This window comes from Pseudomonas sp. NFACC04-2 (assembly GCF_900119265.1).
Classification (GTDB): domain Bacteria; phylum Pseudomonadota; class Gammaproteobacteria; order Pseudomonadales; family Pseudomonadaceae; genus Aquipseudomonas; species Aquipseudomonas fluorescens_AA.
In genome coordinates this window covers 133,759-154,336 of record NZ_FPJC01000009.1, presented here as the reverse complement: position 1 = coordinate 154,336, position 20,578 = coordinate 133,759, and the positions used below count along the sequence as shown (strand labels likewise).

The 20,578-nt window shown below is 62.0% G+C and carries 20 protein-coding genes; 15 read left to right on the top strand and 5 right to left on the bottom strand.

All coding sequences use genetic code 11. The features are described from left to right. Positions 1 to 125 precede the first annotated feature (125 nt). Positions 126 to 932: an alpha/beta fold hydrolase gene (locus tag BT125_RS14580; RefSeq protein ID WP_072407961.1), complete on the top strand. Its 807-nt coding sequence runs from the start codon at positions 126 to 128 to the stop codon at positions 930 to 932. 151 nt (positions 933 to 1,083) lie between these two features. Here the strand turns inward: BT125_RS14580 and dsbG are convergent, their stop codons facing one another. The 3 genes from dsbG to dsbD are packed head-to-tail and all read right to left on the bottom strand — an operon-like array spanning position 1,084 to position 4,423. After that, positions 1,084 to 1,851: a thiol:disulfide interchange protein DsbG gene (gene dsbG / locus BT125_RS14575; RefSeq protein WP_072407959.1), complete on the bottom strand. Its 768-nt coding sequence runs from the start codon at positions 1,849 to 1,851 to the stop codon at positions 1,084 to 1,086. Continuing rightward, positions 1,827 to 2,696 carry a TlpA family protein disulfide reductase gene (locus tag BT125_RS14570; protein WP_072407957.1) on the bottom strand — a complete coding sequence of 290 codons (870 nt, stop codon included), beginning with the start codon at positions 2,694 to 2,696 and terminating at the stop codon, positions 1,827 to 1,829. The genes dsbG and BT125_RS14570 overlap by 25 nt, the downstream gene beginning before the upstream one ends. Beyond that, on the bottom strand, positions 2,696 to 4,423 hold the full coding sequence (gene dsbD / locus BT125_RS14565; protein ID WP_072407955.1) for a protein-disulfide reductase DsbD: 1,728 nt from the start codon (positions 4,421 to 4,423) through the stop codon (positions 2,696 to 2,698). Before dsbD ends, BT125_RS14570 begins: the two co-directional genes overlap by 1 nt. 175 nt (positions 4,424 to 4,598) lie before the next feature. On the opposite strand from dsbD, the gene BT125_RS14560 reads away from it, so the two are divergent. The 5 genes from BT125_RS14560 to BT125_RS14540 all read left to right on the top strand — a co-directional run bounded on the left by BT125_RS14560 (position 4,599) and on the right by BT125_RS14540 (position 9,240). Continuing rightward, on the top strand, positions 4,599 to 5,279 hold the full coding sequence (locus BT125_RS14560; RefSeq protein WP_072407953.1) for a response regulator: 681 nt from the start codon (positions 4,599 to 4,601) through the stop codon (positions 5,277 to 5,279). Beyond that, positions 5,276 to 6,607, top strand: coding sequence for an ATP-binding protein (locus tag BT125_RS14555; protein WP_072407951.1), 1,332 nt, complete (start codon positions 5,276 to 5,278; stop codon positions 6,605 to 6,607). Before BT125_RS14560 ends, BT125_RS14555 begins: the two co-directional genes overlap by 4 nt. 289 nt (positions 6,608 to 6,896) lie before the next feature. Continuing rightward, positions 6,897 to 7,418, top strand: coding sequence for a GNAT family N-acetyltransferase (locus BT125_RS14550; RefSeq protein ID WP_072407949.1), 522 nt, complete (start codon positions 6,897 to 6,899; stop codon positions 7,416 to 7,418). A 97-nt stretch (positions 7,419 to 7,515) separates the two neighbouring features. Further along, entirely contained in the window at positions 7,516 to 8,928 is a 1,413-nt protein-coding gene (locus BT125_RS14545) for an aspartate aminotransferase family protein (RefSeq protein WP_072407947.1), read from the top strand. Between the two features lie 84 nt (positions 8,929 to 9,012). Then, positions 9,013 to 9,240: an MbtH family protein gene (locus BT125_RS14540; protein ID WP_072407945.1), complete on the top strand. Its 228-nt coding sequence runs from the start codon at positions 9,013 to 9,015 to the stop codon at positions 9,238 to 9,240. Between the two features lie 191 nt (positions 9,241 to 9,431). Here BT125_RS14540 and BT125_RS14535 read toward each other — a convergent pair whose 3' ends face one another. Next, the gene (locus tag BT125_RS14535) at positions 9,432 to 10,328 is read right to left on the bottom strand and encodes a LysR family transcriptional regulator (protein WP_072407943.1); all 897 of its coding nucleotides are present in this window, start codon (positions 10,326 to 10,328) and stop codon (positions 9,432 to 9,434) included. A 103-nt stretch (positions 10,329 to 10,431) separates the two neighbouring features. Here BT125_RS14535 and BT125_RS14530 point away from each other — a divergent pair, with 103 nt between their 5' ends. Next, positions 10,432 to 11,277, top strand: coding sequence for a type 1 glutamine amidotransferase domain-containing protein (locus BT125_RS14530; RefSeq protein WP_072407941.1), 846 nt, complete (start codon positions 10,432 to 10,434; stop codon positions 11,275 to 11,277). Positions 11,278 to 11,342: 65 nt separating this feature from the next. Here BT125_RS14530 and BT125_RS14525 read toward each other — a convergent pair whose 3' ends face one another. Further along, a complete protein-coding gene (locus tag BT125_RS14525; protein ID WP_072407939.1) occupies positions 11,343 to 12,161 on the bottom strand; it encodes a posphoenolpyruvate synthetase regulatory kinase/phosphorylase PpsR in 819 nt (272 codons plus the stop codon). 184 nt (positions 12,162 to 12,345) lie between these two features. Here BT125_RS14525 and ppsA point away from each other — a divergent pair, with 184 nt between their 5' ends. From ppsA to BT125_RS14485, 8 genes are all read left to right on the top strand, one after another. After that, a complete protein-coding gene (gene ppsA / locus BT125_RS14520) occupies positions 12,346 to 14,721 on the top strand; it encodes a phosphoenolpyruvate synthase (RefSeq protein ID WP_072407937.1) in 2,376 nt (791 codons plus the stop codon). Positions 14,722 to 14,877: 156 nt separating this feature from the next. Further along, positions 14,878 to 15,867, top strand: a complete 990-nt coding sequence (locus BT125_RS14515) for an alpha/beta fold hydrolase (RefSeq protein WP_072407935.1) — start codon at positions 14,878 to 14,880, stop codon at positions 15,865 to 15,867. A gap of 125 nt (positions 15,868 to 15,992) precedes the next feature. Next, positions 15,993 to 16,484 carry a ribonuclease E activity regulator RraA gene (gene rraA, locus BT125_RS14510; RefSeq protein ID WP_072407933.1) on the top strand — a complete coding sequence of 164 codons (492 nt, stop codon included), beginning with the start codon at positions 15,993 to 15,995 and terminating at the stop codon, positions 16,482 to 16,484. Positions 16,485 to 16,509: 25 nt separating this feature from the next. Then, entirely contained in the window at positions 16,510 to 17,505 is a 996-nt protein-coding gene (locus BT125_RS14505) for a zinc transporter ZntB (protein WP_072407931.1), read from the top strand. Positions 17,506 to 17,569: 64 nt separating this feature from the next. Next, positions 17,570 to 17,815, top strand: coding sequence for a hypothetical protein (locus BT125_RS14500; RefSeq protein WP_014337331.1), 246 nt, complete (start codon positions 17,570 to 17,572; stop codon positions 17,813 to 17,815). 2 nt (positions 17,816 to 17,817) lie between these two features. After that, positions 17,818 to 18,642: a mechanosensitive ion channel family protein gene (locus tag BT125_RS14495; protein WP_003199523.1), complete on the top strand. Its 825-nt coding sequence runs from the start codon at positions 17,818 to 17,820 to the stop codon at positions 18,640 to 18,642. A gap of 91 nt (positions 18,643 to 18,733) precedes the next feature. Beyond that, positions 18,734 to 19,324 (top strand): RNA polymerase sigma factor SigX, encoded by a 591-nt coding sequence (gene sigX, locus BT125_RS14490; RefSeq protein WP_003183614.1) that lies wholly within the window; start codon positions 18,734 to 18,736, stop codon positions 19,322 to 19,324. Between the two features lie 107 nt (positions 19,325 to 19,431). Then, complete coding sequence (locus tag BT125_RS14485; RefSeq protein ID WP_060738489.1) at positions 19,432 to 20,466, top strand: OmpA family protein; 1,035 nt, start codon at positions 19,432 to 19,434, stop codon at positions 20,464 to 20,466. The last annotated feature ends 112 nt before the right edge of the window (positions 20,467 to 20,578 follow it).

Here is a 20,578-nt window from a genome sequence, read left to right as displayed (position 1 = left end):
TCTGTGGGAGCGAGCTTGCTCGCGATGGCGGCTGCACAATCAGCGCAAAACCCAAGGTTGACGCCTCGCGCTTCGAGGCTCAGTCTTCCCAAGCTTTTTTCCAGACTCAAACAAGGAGGTCACCCATGCCCTTTGCAACGATCGACGGACAACCCCTTTACTACTTGGACCAGGGCCAGGGCCCGGTGGTGTTACTGGGCGGCAGCTATCTGTGGGACCACGCCATGTGGGCGCCGCAGATCGAGGTGTTGTCCAGGCATTACCGGGTGATCGCTCCGGACCTTTGGGGCCATGGCCAGTCCGGGCAGATGCCGGAGGGCATGAGTTCGCTGAACGATCTGGCCCGCCAGATGATGGAGCTGCTGGATTACTTGAGCATCGACTGCTTCCACCTGGTGGGGCTTTCGGTGGGCGGGATGTGGGGGACGCGGCTGGCGCTGGCGGCGCCTACGCGGATCCAGTCGCTGGTGCTGATGGACACTTATGTGGGCGTCGAGCCGGAACAGACCCGTCAGTACTACTTCTCACTGTTCGACAAGATTGAAGCCAGCGGCAGCGTCCCCGAGCCGTTGCTGGACATCATCGTGCCGATCTTCTTCCGGCCGGGCATCGACCCGCAATCGGCGCTCTACCAGCAGTTTCGCGCCACATTGGCCGCGCTGCCAAGCGATCGCCTGCGCTCCAGCATCGTACCGCTGGGGCGGATCATTTTCGGTCGGGACGACATGCGGGGGCGCCTGCATGAACTCAACGCTCAGCGCACCCTGGTGATGTGCGGCGACCAGGACAAACCAAGGCCACCGTCCGAGGCACTGGAAATGGCCGAACTGATTGGTTGCCTGCATGTGCCGGTGCCGGAGGCGGGGCACATTTCCAATCTTGAGAATCCGGAGTTCGTGACCGAGGCGTTGCTGAAGGTCTTGCGCAGCTGATCCACCGCATCGCGAGCAGGGATTTGTGCTCGATGCAAATCCACTGTGGGAGCGAGCTTGCTCGCGATTGCAATGTGCCTGTCACATCAATGCTGACTGATCTGCCGTCATCGCGAGCAAGCTCGCTCCCACAGGGGGCAGTGGTTGTCGGTCACTTCGGCCCGAGAATCTTCACCAGCTTGTCTGGCGATGGCGCGCCTTGCTGCTGTTGCAGGTCGCCTTTTTCATCCAGATAGAAAATCGCCGGGGTGGCGGACAGTTCCAGTTCGTCCATCAACTGCTGGTTGGCGTCCAGTTTGGCCTGGATGGCCGGCGGTATCTCCTTGAGCGGTTTGAGCGGGCTGCCCTTACCGGCCTTTTCATGCTCGGCCAGGGTTTTTTCCGGGTCCTTGGCGGCCAGCAAGGCGGCGGACTTACCCGGGCTGTCTTCGCGGATGATGCCCACCATGATGTGGCGCAACTGCACCTTGCCGGCCTTGACCCAAGGCCGGGCCTGTTCCCAGAACATGTTGCAGTACGGGCAGTTCGGGTCGCTGAACAGGTACACCGTGCGCGGTGCATCCTTGTTGCCGTCGGCGATCCAGTTGCTCGCTTCCATCTTCGTCCAGATGGCCTTGGCCATCGGTGCATAGACCAGTTTTTGCAGCGGTTCGGCGCTCAGGTCCTTGCCGTCGGCGTCGTACAGGTTGCCCAGCAGGACGTGTTGCCCATCCGGGGTCAGGTACAGCGCCATGCCGCGGTTCTGGTATTGCGCCGCGTAACCGCGCAACCCGTCCGGGGCCTCGAAAGTGCCGACGATTTTCGCACCCTTGGCTTCGATCTTCTTGATGGCCGCAGGCAATTCTTCGGCCTGGAGCAACGGAGCCTGCGACAGTGCGGCGGCGACGGCCAGGGTCAGCAGGTGGCGGAGGCGGGGCATGGCGGTTTCCTTGTGGCGGAGTGGGGCGTCGTGAACGAATCCGGCGTTTCGAAGTTTTCCAGGGCGCGGGCCAGGCTCGCTTCCGACAATTCACCCAGGTGGCTGCCCAGCAGGCGGCCGTCGGCACTGTAGAACAGGGTGGTCGGCAGGGCCATGGAACCCACGGCCTGGCCGAGGCGGCCACTGCCATCGAACAACACGTTGGTCAGGCTCAGGCCCTGGGTGGCCAGGTAGGTGCTGACGCTTTGCATGCTTTCGGCCTGGTTGACGAACAGGAAGGTCAGGTCCGGACGCTGTTGCTGGGCTTCTTCGAGCACTGGCATTTCACGTCTGCAGGGCGGGCACCAAGTGGCCCAGAGGTTGATCACCAGCGGGCCGCCCTGGTAGTCGGTGAGCTTCACGGTCTGGCCGTCGGCGGTGCGCAGGTTGATATCCGGCAGCCGGGTGCCTTGTTCATAAATCGTCAACGACAGGGTCGCCACCAGCCAGAACAGCAAGCCGCTGCCGACGCCGAAGCCCAATGGGCGGCGCAGGGCCGGGCGGCGTCGGGCCCACCATAACGCGCCCATCAGCAGCGCCACGATCCCCGGCCAGGCGAGGAAACCGCCGTCCCGCAGGTCGACGATCTGCCACGGGTCGTCCCGGTAATGTTGCCAATAGGCGACGACGAAGCCGATCCGTGCGGCCAAAAGCCCCAGTAGAAACAGCACGAACAGCACCGACTCAGGGTTCTCCCCACCGCGCCTGGCCACCCGCCAGCCGACGAAGGTCGCCAGGGCCAGGGCGCTGATCAGCAACAGATGGTTAAGGGCGATGGCGAAGGTGCCCAGGGTGAACGTCAGCATCAGCGCGCATCCCGGGTGAGGTTCCAGCGCTCGAGGAACGCCTTGGCGTCGACTTCCCCGGTGATCCGCTGACTGCGGCGCTCTTCACCGTCGGCGCCGATCCACAGCAGGCTCGGCGGCCCCGGTACCTGGTAACGGTTCAGCAACTCGCGGCTGGCGGGGCTGTCGGCGGTGACATCGAGGCGCAGCAGGCGCACGCCTTGCAGGGCGTCCAGCACCTCGGCGCGGCCGAAGACCTGTTTTTCCATGATCTTGCAGGACACGCACCAGTCGGCGTAATAGTCCAGCAGTACCCACTGACCCTGGGTCTTGGCGGCGTCCAGTTCCCGTTGCAGGGCGGCGGGCTCGCTGACGGTCACGAATGTATCGTGGGCGCTGGCGGTCGCGCTACCCTCGCTGCCAGCGTAGACCTTCAGGGGTTGGAAGAGATCATCGCCACCGCCCGCTGCGCCAATCACCAGCAGGCTGCCCCACAGACCGAACAGCAGCGAAGCGCTGCCGCAGAGGTAGGCCATGCGGCCGAAGCCTCCGGTCTGGCGCCAGGCGCTGTAGGCGGCGATCAACAGCACCACGCCCCACAGTCCGATCCACAGCGAGCCGTCGATGATCGGGCGAATCATCAGCAGCGCGGTGCCCAGGAACAGGAAGCCGAACACGCCCTTGAGCAGGTTCATCCAGGCGCCGGGCTTGGGCAGGAAGCGGTTGCCCACGGTCACCAAGAGCAACAGTGGCAGGCCCATGCCGATGCCCATGGTGAACAGGATCAACCCGCCGTGCAGCGCATTGCCGCTCTGGGCGATATACAGCAGGGCGCCGGCCAGCGGGGCGGTCATGCACGGGCCTACCAACAGGCCGGACAGGGCGCCGAGCACGCCGGCGCCCACCAGGCTGCCACCGCGTCGCTGGCGTCCGGCGTTTTCCAGGCGATCACGCAGCGCCGCCGGCAATTGCAATTCGAAGAAGCCGAACATCGGCAGCGCCAGCAACACGAATACGGCCGCGAAGCTGCCCAGCAGCCACGGTTGTTGCAGCAGCGCCTGGAGGTTGGCCCCTAGCAGAGCGGCGAGCACGCCCATGGCCGCATACACCAGGGCCATGCTGATCACGTAGCTGCCGGCCAAGGCCAGGCCGCGTCTCGGCCCGGCGCCGCTGCCCACCACCAGCCCGGCCAGGATCGGCAGCATCGGCAGCGAACAGGGGGTGAACGCCAGCAGCAGGCCCAGGCCGAAGAACACCAGCAGGTTCCAGCCCAAGGCCCGTTGCTGCAGGCCGCTGGCCAAGGCTTGGTCCGGCGCCTCGCCAGTGGCTGCCGCCGGTGCGCTGCCGCCCAGGTCAATCACCTGGGTCTGGGGTGGATAGCACAGGCCGGCGTCGGCACAGCCCTGGAAGCCCACCTTGATCTGGCCCGTGGCATCGGCTGGGATCTTCAGTTCCAGCGCCTGGCGATAGACTTGCTGGTCGCCGAAAAACTCATCGCTGTGGGCCTCGCCCTCCGGCAACTTGGGTTTCTGCGCCTCGGCCAGGCCATCGAACCTGAGCCGCTGCTTATACAGGTAGTACCCATCGGCGATCTGCCAGAACAGCTGCGTTTCACCGGAGTCCAGGCGTTCGGAGGTCAACACGAACGCCTTCTCCACCGGCAGGAAATCGGGTTTGGTTTCGAAGGGATTGGCGGCCTGGGCCAGGCCCGAGATCAGGAACAGCCACAGCAAAAACAATCGACGCATGGATAAAGCCTTAGAACGAAGCGAGTGGAAAACACAATGGCGACTGGCGATTAACCGTCGATTAACCCGGCGGCGACCGGCAGGCCGTAATGATCGCCCATGTTTGCCGTACTCGTCGCATAATGTCGGCTTAATCGGCCGGCGGCCTAATGTACCTTTTTCCACGGGGCTTACCATGCGCGTACTGGTCTGCGAAGACGATGAGTTGATTGCCAGCGGGATCGTTGCCGGCCTCACGGCGCAGGGCCTGACGGTCGAGCACGTGGCCACCGCATCGGCAGCGCGGGCGATGGTCGGCGTGGCGGAGTTCGATGTCATGGTGCTGGACCTGGGATTGCCCGATGAGGACGGTCTCAAACTGCTCCGGCAACTGCGCCAGCAGGGGCTGGAGACGCCGGTGTTGATCCTCACCGCCCGAGATTCGGTGACCGACCGGGTCGACGGCTTGCAGGCCGGGGCCGATGACTATCTGCTCAAACCCTTCGACCTGCGCGAGCTTGCGGCGCGCCTGCACACGTTGCTGCGGCGCGTGGCGGGGCGCAGCGTCAACCTGATCGAGCACGGTCGCCTGACCTACGACCCCAGCAGCCGGGAAACCACCCTGGACGGCCAGCCGGTGGATCTGTCCCGGCGCGAACAATCGCTGTTGCAGGCGCTCTTGCACAGTCGCGGCCGGGTGCTGTCCACCGAGCAACTCAAGGACAGCGTCTACGGGTTCAGCGACGAGCTGGAAAGCAATGCCCTCAACGTCCATATCCACCACCTGCGGCGCAAACTGGGTAACGGCATTGTCGAGACCGTGCGCGGCCTGGGCTATCGCCTGGGGCCGGCCGATGGCGGAGAGCCCTCCAAGTGATGAGCCTGCGACTGCGCCTGAGCCTGACCCTCGGCGCGGCCTTCGCCCTGATCTGGGCCTTGGCTGCGGCGTGGATGCTCAGTGATCTGCGCAACCAGATGATGTTCTCCCTCGACCAGCGCCTGGTGGCCTCGGCGCGGATGGTTGCCGGGTTGCTGGAACAGATGCCGCCATTGCCCAGCAAGGGCGACGGCACGCACTTGAGCTCCGAGCAATTGAGCGTTCCCGGTGGCATGGCCTGTCAGGTCAGTTCCTTGCGCGGCGAGATTCTGGCCCGCAGCCACGGCACCCCGGAACAGGCCCTGGAAGCCGAGAAAATGGGCTTCCACGACCAGATGATCGACGGTGCGCCCTGGCGCAGCTTCACCCTGGCCCGAGGCGACTTGCGCATCACCACCGCCGACCGCCAGATCGAGCGCGAAGCCTTGAACATGTCGATATTGCTGGCCGCCTCGGTACCGGTGGGCGTGGCGTTGCTCGGTTGCCTGTGCCTGTTGTGGCTGGGCATCGGCCAGGGCCTGGCGCCGCTCAATCGCATGCGCGATGCGCTGATGCGGCGCAATGCCGATTCCCTGGAGCCCTTGCAGATCCATCCGCTGCCCAGCGAGTTGCGTCCATTGCTGGAGACCCAGAACCAGCTGTTCCAGCGCATCGGCAAGACCATCGAGCGCGAGCGACGGCTGACCGGCGACGCCGCCCACGAGCTGCGCAGCCCGTTGACCGCCATCAAGACGCACCTGCAAGTGGCGCGCATGACCGAGGGCGCCGCCCGCGACCAATCCCTGGCACGGGCCGAGGAGGGCGCCGACCGCATGCATCGCACTCTCGAACAGTTGCTGCTCCTGGCTCGGGTCGAAGGCAGCCTGTCGTTCGACGATGGCGTGCACTGCAACGCCGAGCAGGTCGCGCGACTGGCGATCCAGGACGCGGCCAGCAGTGAGTCCCGGCGAATCAAATTGCACTTGGCCCCAGGGCTGTCCGACGCGCCGGTGCAGATGCCGGCGGTGCTGTCTATCGCCGCCTTGCGCAACCTGCTGGATAACGCCCTGCGCCATACCCCGGACGATACCGATGTGGAACTGAGCCTGGAAATGATCGGCCAGCGCGTGCGTTTCCAGGTCCGCGATCATGGCCCCGGCATCGCCGCCGACGACATCCAGCACTTGACCCAACGCTTCTGGCGCAACGGCCAGAGCACTGGCTGCGGGCTGGGGCTGGCGATCGTCCAGGCCATTGTCCAGCGTTGCGGTTGCGGCTTGCATTTCGACAGCCGCCCGGATGGATTGCGGGTCGAGTTGACGATGCCGGTGCAGGTAGGGGTCGGCTAGGTGGATGAACCTGTGGCGAGGGGATTTATCCCCGCTGGGCTGCGCAGCAGCCCCAAAAGTTGCGAACCCGCTGTGTCAGATTGATTGAGTTGTCTTCTCGAGGGCTGCTGCGCAGCCAGCGGGGATAAATCCCCTCGCCACACAGGTTCAGGCAAGTTCTAAGAACAGCGCTGTGCTCCCATACCAGGGATTTGCGTACATCTGCTGTAACGACCTGCCATTGGCGCCCCGGCCTTATCCGGGTCTATGTTTTTTTCAGCTCGACTCAAGGACTGAGGAAAACCGCGCCATGGACACCTTCATCGAAATCTGCACGGCCACGCCCAGCGATGCCGGCATCATCAGCCGGATCGCCGAACGCTCCATCCGGGTCGGGTGTGCCGCCGAACACCGCAACGACCCCATTGTCGTCGCCGCCTGGGTACGCAACCACACCCTCGCGCATATCCGCCCCTGGCTGGTCGATCCCGGCTTTCGGCTGACCCTGGCACGTTTGCAGGGGCGGCCGGCGGGTGTCGCCATGGCCTCGGCCAGTGGCCGGATCGCCTTCTGCTACGTACAGCCGGAGTCCTTCCGCCGTGGTGTCGGCCGGGCGCTGGTGCGGGACATCGAGGCCTGGCTGCGCGGGCGCGGGGTGGCCCGGGTGCGCCTCAACAGCACCCGTAGCAGCCAGGCGTTCTATCGACACCTGGGGTTCGAGCAAAGCGCTGACGCCCGCGCCATCGGCGGGGTCAAGGCCATCGCGATGCACAAGCCACTAATCGCGCCACAGGAGAAAGTGCTGCCCGCGAGTAAATCCTCCCGTGGCTGATGCGTTTCCACAACAGGAAACCTGCACGTGCGCCCCGACCAGATGCGCACCTGCCCGGTGTGTCGTTTTGGGTCACTACGTACTGCGGGGTCGAGAGATGTCAGTCGCCAACAGCCTTATCGAAGCACAGCCGGCCCGGGTCAGCCCCGTGCCGGCCGAGACGCTCTACCAGTTCAATGAGTCGCCGCTGCTGGCTCGCCAGAGTCGGCAGGAGTCCAATGCCCGCAGCTATCCACGGCGCATACCCCTGGCGCTCAAGCGCGCCAAGGGGTTGTATGTCGAGGACGTCGAGGGCCGCACCTTCATCGATTGCCTGGCCGGCGCCGGCACGCTGGCCCTGGGGCATAACCACCCGGTGGTGATCGACGCGATCCAGCAGGTGCTGGCCGATGAGTTGCCGTTGCACACCCTGGACCTGACCACTCCGGTCAAGGACCGCTTCGTCCAGGACCTGTTCGGCCTGTTGCCGGTGGAGCTGGCCGCCGAGGCGAAGATCCAGTTCTGCGGCCCCACCGGTACCGACGCGGTGGAAGCCGCCCTCAAGCTGGTGCGTACCGCCACCGGACGCAGCACCGTACTGTCGTTCCAGGGCGGTTATCACGGCATGAGTCAGGGGGCATTGAGCCTGATGGGCAGCCTGGGGCCGAAGAAACCCTTGGGCGCCTTGCTCAGCAGCGGCGTGCAGTTCATGCCATACCCCTACGATTACCGCTGCCCGTTCGGGCTGGGCGGTGTCGAGGGCGTGAAGGCCAACCTGCATTACCTGGAAAACCTGCTGAACGACCCGGAGGCCGGTGTGCAATTGCCGGCGGCGGTCATCGTCGAAGTGGTGCAGGGCGAGGGCGGAGTCATTCCCGCCGACCTGGATTGGCTGCGCGGCTTGCGGCGGATCACCGAGCAGGCAGGGGTGGCGTTGATCGTCGATGAAATCCAGAGCGGCTTCGGCCGTACCGGCAAAATGTTTGCCTTCGAGCATGCCGGGATCATCCCGGACGTGGTGGTGTTGTCCAAGGCCATTGGCGGCAGCCTGCCGCTGGCGGTGGTGGTTTACCGCGACTGGCTCGACACCTGGTTGCCGGGCGCTCACGCCGGGACCTTCCGCGGCAATCAGATGGCCATGGCCGCCGGCTCCGCGGTCATGCGCTACCTGCGCGAGCACGACCTGCCGGCCCACGCCGCCGCCATGGGCGAACGCCTGAGCGAGCACCTGCACATCCTGCAGCGGGACTACCCGCAACTGGGCGATATCCGCGGTCGGGGGCTGATGCTCGGTGTCGAGTTGGTGGACCCGGCGGGCAAGCCGGACGCCCAGGGCCATCCACCAGTGCATGCCCAGCTGGCGCCACGGCTGCAACGCGAATGCCTCAAGCGCGGGCTGATCCTGGAACTGGGCGGTCGCCAGGGCGGCGTGGTGCGGTTCCTGCCACCGTTGATCATCACCCGCGCCGAAATCGACCGGGTCGCCGAGATTTTCGGGCGAGCCCTGCATGCGGCGGTCACCGACAGCTAATTTTCAACCGGCCCCGTACGTTCCTTTCATATCCTGGCTGCGCATGTGACGCAGCGAACCTCGAGCAAAGATGGAGAGACACCCATGACTTCAGTATTCGACCGCGAGGACATCGTCTTTCAGGTCGTGGTCAACCACGAAGAGCAATATTCGATCTGGCCAGACTATAAGGCCATCCCCGAGGGCTGGCGTACCGTCGGTAAAAGCGGCTTCAAGAAGGAGTGCCTGGCCTACATCGAAGAAGTCTGGACCGACATGCGCCCGCTGAGCCTGCGCAAGAAAATGGACGAGCAGGCGGCTGCAGCCCACTAAATGTAGAGCCTGTGGCAGCAAGAAAGCTTCCCACAGCAAGGCTGCGGGAGAATACAGATCTTGCAGTCACATCAGAACCACTGTGGGAGCGAGCTTGCTCGCGATAGCGGTGGATCGGCAACATTAATGCCGGCTGACACTCCGCAATCGCGAGCAAGCTCGCTCCCACAGAGGCCGGCCGGCGTTACCCGCTATTGCTCAATCAAAAAATCAATCAACGCCCGTGCCGCCGCCGGCAATTGCCGATGGGGCGGGTAGATGATTGAAAAGGGTCGGCTGCGCCCGCCAAAGTCCTCCAGCAAAGCCACCAGTTCCCCGCGCTCGATTCGCTCCCGGACAATGAATTCATAGGTCTGGCAGATCCCCATCCCGGCCTGTGCCAGGGACACGATGCCCAATACGTCATCGGACACCTGCACATTGCCCGCCGGCAGCCATTCCCGGTCTTCATGATTGTCGCGAAACAGCCAGGGTGCGATGCGTCCGCTGCTGGGCATTACGAAGGGCAGGCAGGCGTGGGCAGCCAGTTCATCGACGTGCCGGGGTATTCCGGCGCGCTCCAGGTAATGCGGCCCGGCCACCAGGCAAAGGCGGGCGTCTTCGAGCTTGCGCCCGACCAGGCCGCTGTCCGGCAGCGGCCCAAGGCGGATCGCCAGGTCATACCCCTCGGCCACCAGATCGACATTGCGGTTGGTGATACTCAGCTCGACTCGAACTTGCGGGTAGGCCTCGGCGAAACGCGACAGCAGCGATGGCAGGCGGTAATGACCGTAGGTGGTCGGCACGCTCAAGCGCACGCGACCGGTCAAGACACCGTCCTGGCCCTGGATTCGCCGCTCGGCGTCGTCAATCAGGGCAAAGGCCGAGCGCGACTGTTCCAGGTACAACGTACCGGCATCGGTCAGGTTCAGCCGCCGGGTCGTGCGTCGCAACAGTTGCACCCCAAGCCGGGCTTCGAGGCGGGAGATGGCGCGGCTCAGGACCGAAGGCGTGGTGCCCAGCGCCACGGCACCGGCACTGAGCGTGCCTTTTTCCACGACCGTGACGAAAGCTTCCACGTCGGCCAGATAATCGAATCGACGGGCCATTGTTGCCTCCAGGGGCCAAGTGATGTTCCGGTTCGCCAGTTTATCGCCGGTTAACGCATCAATACAGTGAGCGCATCTCTTATCGAAACATCCTGGAGTCATCATGAAAAAGCTCACGACCTTGGCAACGTCTGTTGTTCTGGCGGGTATTGGCGTCGCGGCCCATGCCGATAACGTGCTGGTGGTCCTGTCGGATTCCGATCATCTGGATCTGAACAAAGGCAAGGTCTTTTCCACCGGGTTTTACCTCAACGAATTGCTGCAACCGGTGAAGCTGTTGCTGGATGCCGGTCACCACGTGACGTTCGCCACCCCGGAGGGCAGGGCGCCGACGCTGGATCGGTCCTCGATGGACAAGATGTACTTCAACAATGATCCGGCGGAGCTGGAGCGCTATCAGGCGTTGCTGGCTCAACTGAACATCACTTCGGCCAAGGACTCACCGGTGATCAGCCTGGCCCGTGTCGAGCAGATCGGTCTGGAACAGTTCGATGCCCTGTACATTCCCGGTGGGCATGCGCCCATGCAGGATTTGCTCACGAGCGCACCGCTGGGGCGGGTGTTGACGCACTTCCATGACAAGGGCAAGACCACCGCGCTGGTCTGCCACGGGCCGATCGCGTTGCTGTCGACCCTGCCTGATGCCAAGGACTTCGTTGGCCAGTTGACTACCAAAGGCCAGGCCTCGGCCAAGGCCGACTGGATCTACGCCGGGTACAGGATGACGGTAATCAGCAATCAGGAAGAAGAGTTGGCCAAGGGGCTGCTGGGCGGCGGGAGCATGAAATTCTATCCACAGACCGCGTTGCAGCAGGCTGGCGGGCAGTACAGCAGCAACACCACGCCGTGGACTGCCCATGTGGTGGAGGATCGGGAATTGATCACCGGCCAGAATCCGGCCTCGGCGCTGGCGGTGGGGCAGGCGTTGGTTGAGCGGTTGAAACCCTAGGCCGGAAGACTTCCTATCCCTTGTGGGAGCGAGCAAGCTCGCTCCCACAGGTTTTCATCGTCTGGTTATTTGAACCGCCGCTCCACCCCTTTCTCCACCAGGATCTTCGCCGAAATCTCTTCCACGGAAAAATGCGTGGAGTTGATATGGGGAATGTTCTCCCGCCGGAACAGGTTTTCCACCTCGCGCACTTCGAACTCGCACTGGGCGTAGCTTGAATAGCGACTGTTGGGCTTGCGCTCGTTGCGGATCGCCGTGAGGCGGTCCGGGTCGATGGTCAGGCCGAACAGCTTGTGCTGGTGGGCACGCAGGGCGCTGGGCAGTTGCAGGCGCTCCATGTCGTCTTCGGTCAGCGGATAGTTGGCCGCGCGGATGCCGAATTGCATCGCCATGTACAGGCACGTCGGTGTCTTACCACAACGCGACACGCCCACTAGGATCAGGTCGGCCTTGTCGTAATAATGCGTGCGGGCGCCGTCATCGTTGTCCAGCGCGAAGTTGACCGCCTCGATCCGCTCCATGTAGTTGGAGTTGTGACCAATGGAATGGGACTTGCCGACCGAGTAGGAAGAGTGCTCGCTCAGCTCCTGTTCCAGGGGCGCCAGGAAGGTGGAAAAAATGTCGATCATGAAACCATTGGACGTTGCGAGAATCTCACGGATGTCCTGATTGACGATGGTATCGAAGATGATCGGGCGGAAACCGTCGGTTTCGGCGGCTTTATTGATTTGCTGTACCATGGCCCGCGCCTTGTCGACGCTGTCTATGTAAGGACGTGTCATCTTGGCGAAGGTAATGTTTTCGAACTGTGCCAACAGGCTTTGGCCTAGCGTTTCGGCCGTGATGCCGGTGCCGTCGGAGATAAAGAAAGCAGATCGTTTCATTTGCGCCTTGGGCCTTAAGCTAGTGAGCTAGTGACGATTCTTGGATATGATAGGCGCGATTTGCCGGCCGCCAGTGGCCAGCATTCTCACTTATTTTCCAGGTCCAGGCCATATCGCCGGCAGGCGCTCCCCTGGAGCCGCCGGTGCCTTGAGCTTTTCCAACACAGTTAGTGGAGAGATCACCTTGGTAGAGTACGTAGTTTCCCTCGATAAGCTCGGCGTCCATGATGTGGAGCATGTGGGGGGCAAGAACGCATCCCTGGGCGAGATGATCAGCAACCTCGCCGGTGCCGGCGTATCGGTGCCAGGTGGCTTCGCCACGACCGCCCAGGCTTATCGTGATTTCCTGGAACTGAGCGGCCTGAACAAGCAGATCCACGATGCGCTCGATGCCCTGGACGTCGATGACGTCAACGCCCTGGCCAAGACCGGCGCCCAGATCCGTCAATGGATCATGGAAGCCGAGTTTCCCGAGAAACTGAACGCCGAGATCCGCACCGCTTTCGCCAAACTGTCCGAAGGCAATCCCGATATCGCCGTCGCCGTGCGTTCCTCGGCCACCGCCGAAGACTTGCCGGATGCCTCCTTCGCCGGCCAGCAGGAAACCTTCCTGAACATCCGTGGCGTGGAAAACGTCATTCGTGCCGCCAAGGAAGTCTTCGCCTCCCTTTTCAACGACCGTGCCATTTCCTACCGCGTGCACCAGGGCTTCGACCACAAGCTGGTCGCCCTGTCCGCCGGTGTGCAGCGCATGGTCCGCTCCGAAACCGGCACCGCCGGCGTGATGTTCACCCTCGACACCGAGTCCGGCTTCCGTGACGTGGTGTTCATCACCGGCGCCTACGGCCTGGGTGAAACCGTCGTGCAGGGCGCGGTGAACCCGGATGAGTTCTACGTTCACAAGGGCACGCTGCAAGCCGGTCGTCCGGCCATCCTGCGCCGCAACCTGGGCAGCAAGGCCATCAAGATGATCTACGGCGACGAAGCCAAGGCCGGTCGTTCGGTGAAGACCGTCGACGTGGACAAGGCCGAGCGCGCGCGTTTCTGCCTGAGCGACGCCGAGGTCAGCGAGCTGGCCAAGCAGGCAATGATCATCGAGCAGCACTACAAGTGTCCGATGGACATCGAGTGGGCCAAGGACGGTGACGACGGCAAGCTGTATATCGTGCAGGCCCGTCCGGAAACCGTGAAAAGCCGCACCCAGGCCAACGTCATGGAGCGCTACCTGCTCAAGGAAACCGGCACCGTGCTGGTGGAAGGCCGGGCCATTGGCCAGCGCATCGGCGCGGGCAAGGTGCGGATCATCAAGGACGTCTCGGAGATGGACAAGGTCCAGGCCGGCGACGTACTGGTCTCCGACATGACCGATCCGGACTGGGAGCCAGTGATGAAGCGCGCCAGCGCCATCGTCACCAACCGCGGCGGGCGTACCTGCCACGCGGCGATCATCGCTCGTGAACTGGGGATCCCGGCAGTGGTGGGTTGCGGCAACGCCACCCAACTGCTCAAGGACGGCCAGGGCGTGACCGTTTCCTGCGCCGAAGGCGATACCGGCTACATCTTCGAGGGCGAACTGGGCTTCGACATCAAGAAGAACTCCGTGGACGCCATGCCGGAGCTGCCGTTCAAGATCATGATGAACGTCGGCAACCCGGACCGCGCCTTCGACTTCGCACAGTTGCCGAACGCCGGTGTGGGCCTGGCCCGCCTGGAATTCATCATCAACCGCATGATCGGTGTGCACCCCAAGGCACTGCTGAACTACGACGGCCTGCCCCAGGACATCAAGGACAGCGTCGACAAGCGCATTGCCGGCTATAACGATCCAGTCGGTTTCTACGTCGAGAAGCTGGTGGAAGGCATCAGCACCCTGGCGGCGGCGTTCTGGCCGAAAAAGGTCATCGTGCGCCTGTCGGACTTCAAGTCCAACGAATACGCCAACCTGATCGGCGGCAAGCTCTACGAGCCGGAAGAAGAGAACCCGATGCTGGGCTTCCGTGGTGCGTCGCGCTACATCAGCGAATCGTTCCGTGACTGCTTCGAGCTCGAGTGCCGCGCCCTCAAGCGCGTGCGCAACGAGATGGGCCTGACCAACGTCGAGATCATGGTGCCGTTCGTGCGGACCCTGGGCGAAGCGAGCCAGGTCGTCGACCTGCTGGCGGAAAACGGCCTGGCCCGTGGCGACAATGGCCTGCGCGTGATCATGATGTGCGAACTGCCGTCCAACGCCATCCTGGCTGAAGAGTTCCTCGAATTCTTCGACGGTTTCTCCATCGGTTCCAACGACCTGACCCAGCTGACCCTGGGCCTGGACCGCGATTCCGGGATCATCGCCCACCTGTTCGACGAGCGGAACCCGGCGGTCAAGAAGTTGCTGGCCAACGCCATCGCCGCCTGCAACAAGGCCGGCAAGTACATCGGCATCTGCGGCCAGGGTCCTTCGGACCACCCGGACCTGGCCAAGTGGCTGATGGAACAGGGCATCGAAAGCGTTTCGTTGAACCCCGACTCGGTGCTGGAAACCTGGTTCTTCCTGGCTGAGGGTCAGGCAGCGGTCTGATCGAGTGAAGGGGCCCCACCGGTAATGTAAGCCGGGTAACCTTTGTGGGAGCGAGCTTGTTCGCGATAGCGGAGTGTCAGCCAAGATTATTTTGCTGATCCACCGCCATCGCGAGCGAGCTCGCTCCCACAGTCGTCTTTTTTGTGCAAGAGCATTATGCAAAGCAGCAGCAACCTTTTTCCTGTCGCCCTGATCAGCGCCGAGTGGCGCGGTGATCTGAGCGAAGATGTCTATCGCTTGAAACCCGGCAACAGCCCGGACTACAGCGTCGAACTGGCCGTCACCCGGCTGGGCATGGCCGACGCTAGTGAAACCCGTGGCGTCCCGGTGATCCTGTTGCACGGCAGTTTCTCCAACCGGCGCTTCTGGTATTCACCCAAGGGCCTGGGCCTGGGGGCGTACCTGGCACGCCTGGGATTCGATGTATGGATTCCCGAAATGCGCGGTCATGGCCTATCCCAGCGCAACCACGGCTATCGCCACAATCGGGTGGCCGACTACGCCCGCTACGACTTGCCGGCCATTGGCGCCTTCGTGCGTGAGCAGAGCGGGCAGGTTCCCCATTGGATCGGCCACTCCCTGGGTGGCATCACCCTGGCGGCAGCCTTGGGCGGCCACTACCTGGGCGAGCCCGCCGTGGCGTCAGCGGCTTTTTTTGGTACCCAGGTCAGCCGTACCTACTGGCCGCTGAAGATTCCGCCGGTGGAGTGGAGCGGTCGCTTCATTCTCAAGCGCTTTGCCCAATTGTCCGGCTCAAGGCTCAAGCGTGGCCCCGAGGACGAGCCCATCGGCCTGGCCCTGGAAAGCATGCGTTGGTACGGTTTGTTCGGACGTTTCGGCGATGCCGAGAAGAACTGGTGGGCCGGGTTGGCCGATGTCCAGTTGCCTGTGCTGGCGGTGAGTGCCGCGGGTGATCACCAGGACCCGACCTGGGCTTGCCGCAAACTTTTCGATCAGATCGGCTCGGTGCACAAGCAGTTTGTCTGCCTGGGCCGGGGACAGGGTTTCACAGACGATTTCGGACATGTGGAGATGCTGGTCAGCAAGGCCGCTCACCTTGAGGTCTGGCCGTTGGTGGCGCGTTGGCTCGAGGATCAACAGACCCCCCTGCTGGCAGGACAGCCCCAGTTGGCCGAGGCGGTTTGAGGCGAAGGCTCTGACAAGGGCATTTCGCTCTGGTCGGCTTGCGGCTAAGATATGACGCTTCAAGCAGTTCCAGTCACAAACGGTTGCTCATTCAGTCTGACGTTCCAGCCTTCAGGAGTTGTTCGATGAACCATTACCTCACGCCCGACCTGTGCGACGCCTACCCGGAACTGGTGCAGGTGTTGGAGCCGATGTTCAGCAATTTTGGTGGCCGCGATTCCTTCGGCGGCGAAATCGTGACCATCAAGTGCTTCGAGGACAACTCGCGGGTCAAGGAGCAGGTTGAACTCAAGGGCAACGGCAAGGTGCTGGTGGTCGACGGCGGCGGTTCCCTGCGCCGGGCACTGCTGGGGGACATGCTGGCGGAAAAAGCCGCGAAAAATGGCTGGGAAGGGCTGGTGATCTACGGTTGCATCCGCGACGTCGACGTCATCGCCCAGACCGACCTCGGGGTCCAGGCCCTGGCCAGCCATCCGATGAAAACCGACAAGCGCGGCATCGGCGATCTCAATGTGTCGGTGACCTTTGCCGGCGTGACGTTCCGCCCGGGCGAGTATGTCTATGCCGACAACAACGGCGTGATCGTTTCGCCAAGCCCGCTGAAAATGCCTGAATGAAGCGCCACAGCCATAAGGGATGAGGATGTTCGAGGAAGAAAACGCGCAATGGGGGCTGGTGCATGCCCTGGTGCTGGACGGTAAAGGCGGTGCGCGTTCCATAGCCCGGACCGAACTCGACGATCTGCAGTTGCAGGCCCACGAAAGCCTGTGGCTGCACTGGGATCGCAGTCATCCGCAAACCCACACCTGGCTGCGTAAATCCAGCGGCCTGAGCGAATTCAACTGCGACCTGCTGCTGGAAGAGAACACCCGGCCGCGCTTGTTGCCGTTGCCCAATGCCGAGCTGCTGCTGTTCCTGCGGGGGATCAACCTCAACCCGGGTGCCGAGCCAGAGGACATGGTGTCGGTACGGATCTTCGCGTCCGCCCAGCGGGTGATCTCCCTGCGCCTGCGTCCGTTGCGCGCCACCGATGAACTGTTGGCGCAGCTGGCCGAGGGCAAGGGGCCGAAAACGGCCTCCGAACTCATCCTTTACATGGCGCAATACCTCACCAACAAGGTGCAGGACCTGGTCACTTGCCTCTCCGAAATCGTCGACGGCGAGGAAGAAAAGCTTGATACCGACGAACGGTATACCCCCGAGCACGACGCCATTTTGCACATCCGTCGAAGGGCCGCCGCACTCAAGCGATTCCTGGCGCCACAGCGGGACATCTTCGGCCAGATGACGCGGCTCAAGCTGCCCTGGTTTTGCGATGACGACGGCGACTATTGGAACGAATTGAACAACAGCCTGACCCGTTACCTCGAGGAGCTGGAATTGACTCGAGAGCGCGTGGGGCTTGTGCTGGAGGCCGAAGACCGGCGCCTTTCGGTGCGCATGAACCGCACCATGTACCGCTTCGGCATCATCACCGGGATTTTCCTGCCGATGAGTTTTCTCACCGGCCTGTTGGGCATTAACGTCGGCGGTATTCCGTTTTCCGAAAGCCCCTACGGTTTCATGGTTGCGTGCCTGCTGATGATCTGCGTGGCACTGGGGCAGTGGTGGTTGTTCCGTCGTTTGCGCTGGGTATGACAGGGGTTTCATGTGACCCGACGAAATTTGATCGCGTCTTCCACAGACATCACGAGAGGTGCGTATGCACGATCCGTTTGAACAGTCTTTGCGCGACATGCTCAAGGCTTCGCCGTCCAGCCGGGACGACGATGCATGCCTGGGACGTGTACTGAAAACCGCCAACCGCCAGGTCGGCGCGGGCGATCTGTTCAGCCTGCTGGGCCGCTGGTTGCCCGCGCTGATGATCGCCCTGAATAACGGATCGGCCCATGTCTCGCCGGTTTCCCGCCGTAAACCTGTTACTCGCACCGCTGATAAGGCTGATTGAATATGGAACTTGATCTCTGGACCCAGAGCCTCGTCACGGCAATGACTGCATTGTGGACCAAGGTAGCCAACTTCATCCCGAACCTCTTCGGGGCGCTGGTGGTGCTGTTGCTGGGTTTTGTCGTGGCCAAGCTGCTGGATACGCTGCTGTCCAAGTTGCTCGCCAAACTGGGTCTCGATCGCCTGATGGGGGGCACCGGCCTGACCAAGTTGCTGTCCCGTGGCGGCATCCAGGTGCCGATCTCGACCCTAGTCGGCAAGATCGTTTATTGGTTCGTATTGTTGATTTTCCTGGTTTCCGCAGCAGAATCCCTTGGCCTTGAGCGAGTTTCAGCTACGCTCGATATGCTTGCATTGTATTTGCCGAAGGTTTTTGGTGCCGCGCTGGTGTTGTTGGTGGGTGTCCTGCTGGCCCAACTGGCCAATGGGCTGGTACGCGGGGCGGCCGAAGGCGTCGGGCTGGACTATGCCGCTGGCGTGGGGCGTATCGCCCAGGGCCTGGTCATTATCATCAGTATTTCGGTGGCGATCAGCCAGTTGGAGGTCAAGACAGACCTGCTCAACCACGTGATCGTGATCGTATTGATTACCGTTGGTCTGGCGGTTGCGCTGGCAATGGGATTGGGAAGCCGGGAAATCGCCGGTCAGATTCTTGCGGGAATCTATGTGCGTGAATTGTATGAGGTTGGGCAACAAGTGCGTGTTGGCGAGGTCGAAGGCCAGATCGAGGAGATCGGCACGGTGAAAACCACATTGCTGACCGAGGAGGGCGAGTTGGTGTCGCTTTCCAATCGGATCCTGCTGGAACAGCATGTGAGTAGCCGCTAACCCGGCAAATCCTGCTAATGTATGCCGCCGCGAAATGCCTGCTAACACAGGCTGCGGCGCACATTGACCTAGACTGTCGGCCCGACTTGTTTTGAACAAACCCCAATCGCTATCCACGCGCTACGACCCCCGTGATCTCTCCGATGAGGAGTTGGTCGCGCGCGCGCATACGGAGCTGTTCCACGTAACACGCGCCTATGAAGAGTTGATGCGTCGCTACCAGAGAACTTTATTTAACGTTTGTGCGCGTTATCTCGGGAACGATCGTGATGCTGACGATGTCTGTCAGGAGGTGATGTTGAAGGTGCTGTATGGCCTGAAGAACTTCGAGGGGAAATCGAAGTTCAAGACCTGGCTCTACAGCATCACGTACAACGAATGCATCACGCAGTATCGCAAGGAGCGGCGAAAGCGTCGCTTGATGGACGCGTTGAGCCTGGATCCTCTCGAGGAAGCGTCGGAAGATAAGGCGCCCAAGCCCGAGGAAAAGGGTGGGCTCGATCGCTGGCTGGTCTATGTAAACCCGATCGACCGGGAGATTCTGGTGCTACGATTTGTCGCAGAGCTGGAATTCCAGGAGATCGCAGACATAATGCACATGGGTTTGAGCGCGACAAAAATGCGTTACAAGCGCGCTCTTGACAAATTGCGTGAGAAATTTGCGGGCATTGCTGAAACTTAGTTCGGCGCAAATATCTCTTACGCGTAGGCAAGTTCTGATAGACTTGCCGCCGAGTTGTCCCCCGGTTTGCGGGACTGCTTCACAATCACCAGATGGGGATTTAACGGATGAAACTGAAAAACACCTTGGGCTTTGCCATTGGTTCTTTGATTGCTGCCACTTCGTTCGGCGCTCTGGCACAAGGCCAAGGCGCAGTTGAAATCGAAGGCTTCGCCAAGAAAGAACAATTCGACAGCGCTCGTAACTTCAAGAACAACGGCAACCTGTTCGGCGGTTCGGTTGGTTACTTTCTGACCGACGACGTTGAACTGCGTCTGGCCTATGACGAAGTGCACAACGCACGTACCGACGACGGCACTAACGTCAAGGGCGCCAACACCGCTCTGGACGCTCTGTACCACTTCAACAACCCAGGCGACATGCTGCGTCCTTACGTTTCGGCCGGTTTCTCCGACCAGAGCATCGACCAGAATGGCAGCAACGGTCGTAACCGTTCTACCTTCGCCAACGTTGGTGGCGGCGCCAAGCTGTATTTCACCGAGAACTTCTACGCCCGTGCCGGCGTTGAAGCTCAGTACAACATCGACCAGGGCGACACCGAGTGGGCGCCAAGCGTTGGTATCGGTGTGAACTTCGGTGGCGGCTCCAAGCCTGCTGCTGCTCCAGTTCCAGCTCCGGCTGAAGTCTGCTCCGACAGCGACAACGATGGCGTCTGCGACAACGTTGACAAGTGCCCTGACACCCCAGCCAACGTAACTGTTGACGCTGATGGCTGCCCAGCTGTTGCTGAAGTCGTTCGTGTTGAGCTGGACGTCAAGTTCGACTTCGACAAGTCGGTCGTCAAGCCTAACAGCTACGGCGACATCAAGAACCTGGCTGACTTCATGAAGCAGTACCCATCCACCAGCACCACTGTTGAAGGTCACACTGACTCCGTCGGTCCTGACGCTTACAACCAGAAACTGTCTGAGCGTCGTGCAAACGCCGTCAAGCAAGTTCTGACCAACCAGTACGGTGTTGAATCGTCCCGCGTTCAGTCTGTTGGCTACGGTGAAACCCGCCCAGTTGCCGACAACGCCACTGAAGCTGGTCGTGCAGTTAACCGTCGCGTAGAAGCGCAGGTTGAAGCTCAAGCTAAGTAATTAGCCCGCAGCTTTGGAAAAGCCCGGCCTAGGCCGGGCTTTTCTTTGCCTGGGATTTATGAAATGAGGGGGCGTTGCCGCAAAACAGTTGGTTAAACACAACACCTATGGG

Excerpts from the sequence above, each read along its gene's own strand:
- rraA (WP_072407933.1), top strand. The coding sequence starts at position 15,993 with ATGAACCATTACCTCACGCCCGACCTGTGCGACGCCTACCCGGAACTG.
- BT125_RS14570 (WP_072407957.1), bottom strand. The coding sequence starts at position 2,696 with ATGCTGACGTTCACCCTGGGCACCTTCGCCATCGCCCTTAACCATCTG.
- BT125_RS14525 (WP_072407939.1), bottom strand. The coding sequence starts at position 12,161 with ATGAAACGATCTGCTTTCTTTATCTCCGACGGCACCGGCATCACGGCC.
- BT125_RS14505 (WP_072407931.1), top strand. The coding sequence starts at position 16,510 with ATGTTCGAGGAAGAAAACGCGCAATGGGGGCTGGTGCATGCCCTGGTG.
- BT125_RS14560 (WP_072407953.1), top strand. The coding sequence starts at position 4,599 with ATGCGCGTACTGGTCTGCGAAGACGATGAGTTGATTGCCAGCGGGATC.
- dsbD (WP_072407955.1), bottom strand. The coding sequence starts at position 4,423 with ATGCGTCGATTGTTTTTGCTGTGGCTGTTCCTGATCTCGGGCCTGGCC.
- BT125_RS14530 (WP_072407941.1), top strand. The coding sequence starts at position 10,432 with ATGAAAAAGCTCACGACCTTGGCAACGTCTGTTGTTCTGGCGGGTATT.
- BT125_RS14550 (WP_072407949.1), top strand. The coding sequence starts at position 6,897 with ATGGACACCTTCATCGAAATCTGCACGGCCACGCCCAGCGATGCCGGC.
- dsbG (WP_072407959.1), bottom strand. The coding sequence starts at position 1,851 with ATGCCCCGCCTCCGCCACCTGCTGACCCTGGCCGTCGCCGCCGCACTG.
- BT125_RS14580 (WP_072407961.1), top strand. The coding sequence starts at position 126 with ATGCCCTTTGCAACGATCGACGGACAACCCCTTTACTACTTGGACCAG.
- BT125_RS14515 (WP_072407935.1), top strand. The coding sequence starts at position 14,878 with ATGCAAAGCAGCAGCAACCTTTTTCCTGTCGCCCTGATCAGCGCCGAG.
- BT125_RS14485 (WP_060738489.1), top strand. The coding sequence starts at position 19,432 with ATGAAACTGAAAAACACCTTGGGCTTTGCCATTGGTTCTTTGATTGCT.
- BT125_RS14540 (WP_072407945.1), top strand. The coding sequence starts at position 9,013 with ATGACTTCAGTATTCGACCGCGAGGACATCGTCTTTCAGGTCGTGGTC.
- BT125_RS14495 (WP_003199523.1), top strand. The coding sequence starts at position 17,818 with ATGGAACTTGATCTCTGGACCCAGAGCCTCGTCACGGCAATGACTGCA.
- BT125_RS14500 (WP_014337331.1), top strand. The coding sequence starts at position 17,570 with ATGCACGATCCGTTTGAACAGTCTTTGCGCGACATGCTCAAGGCTTCG.
- BT125_RS14535 (WP_072407943.1), bottom strand. The coding sequence starts at position 10,328 with ATGGCCCGTCGATTCGATTATCTGGCCGACGTGGAAGCTTTCGTCACG.
- BT125_RS14545 (WP_072407947.1), top strand. The coding sequence starts at position 7,516 with ATGTCAGTCGCCAACAGCCTTATCGAAGCACAGCCGGCCCGGGTCAGC.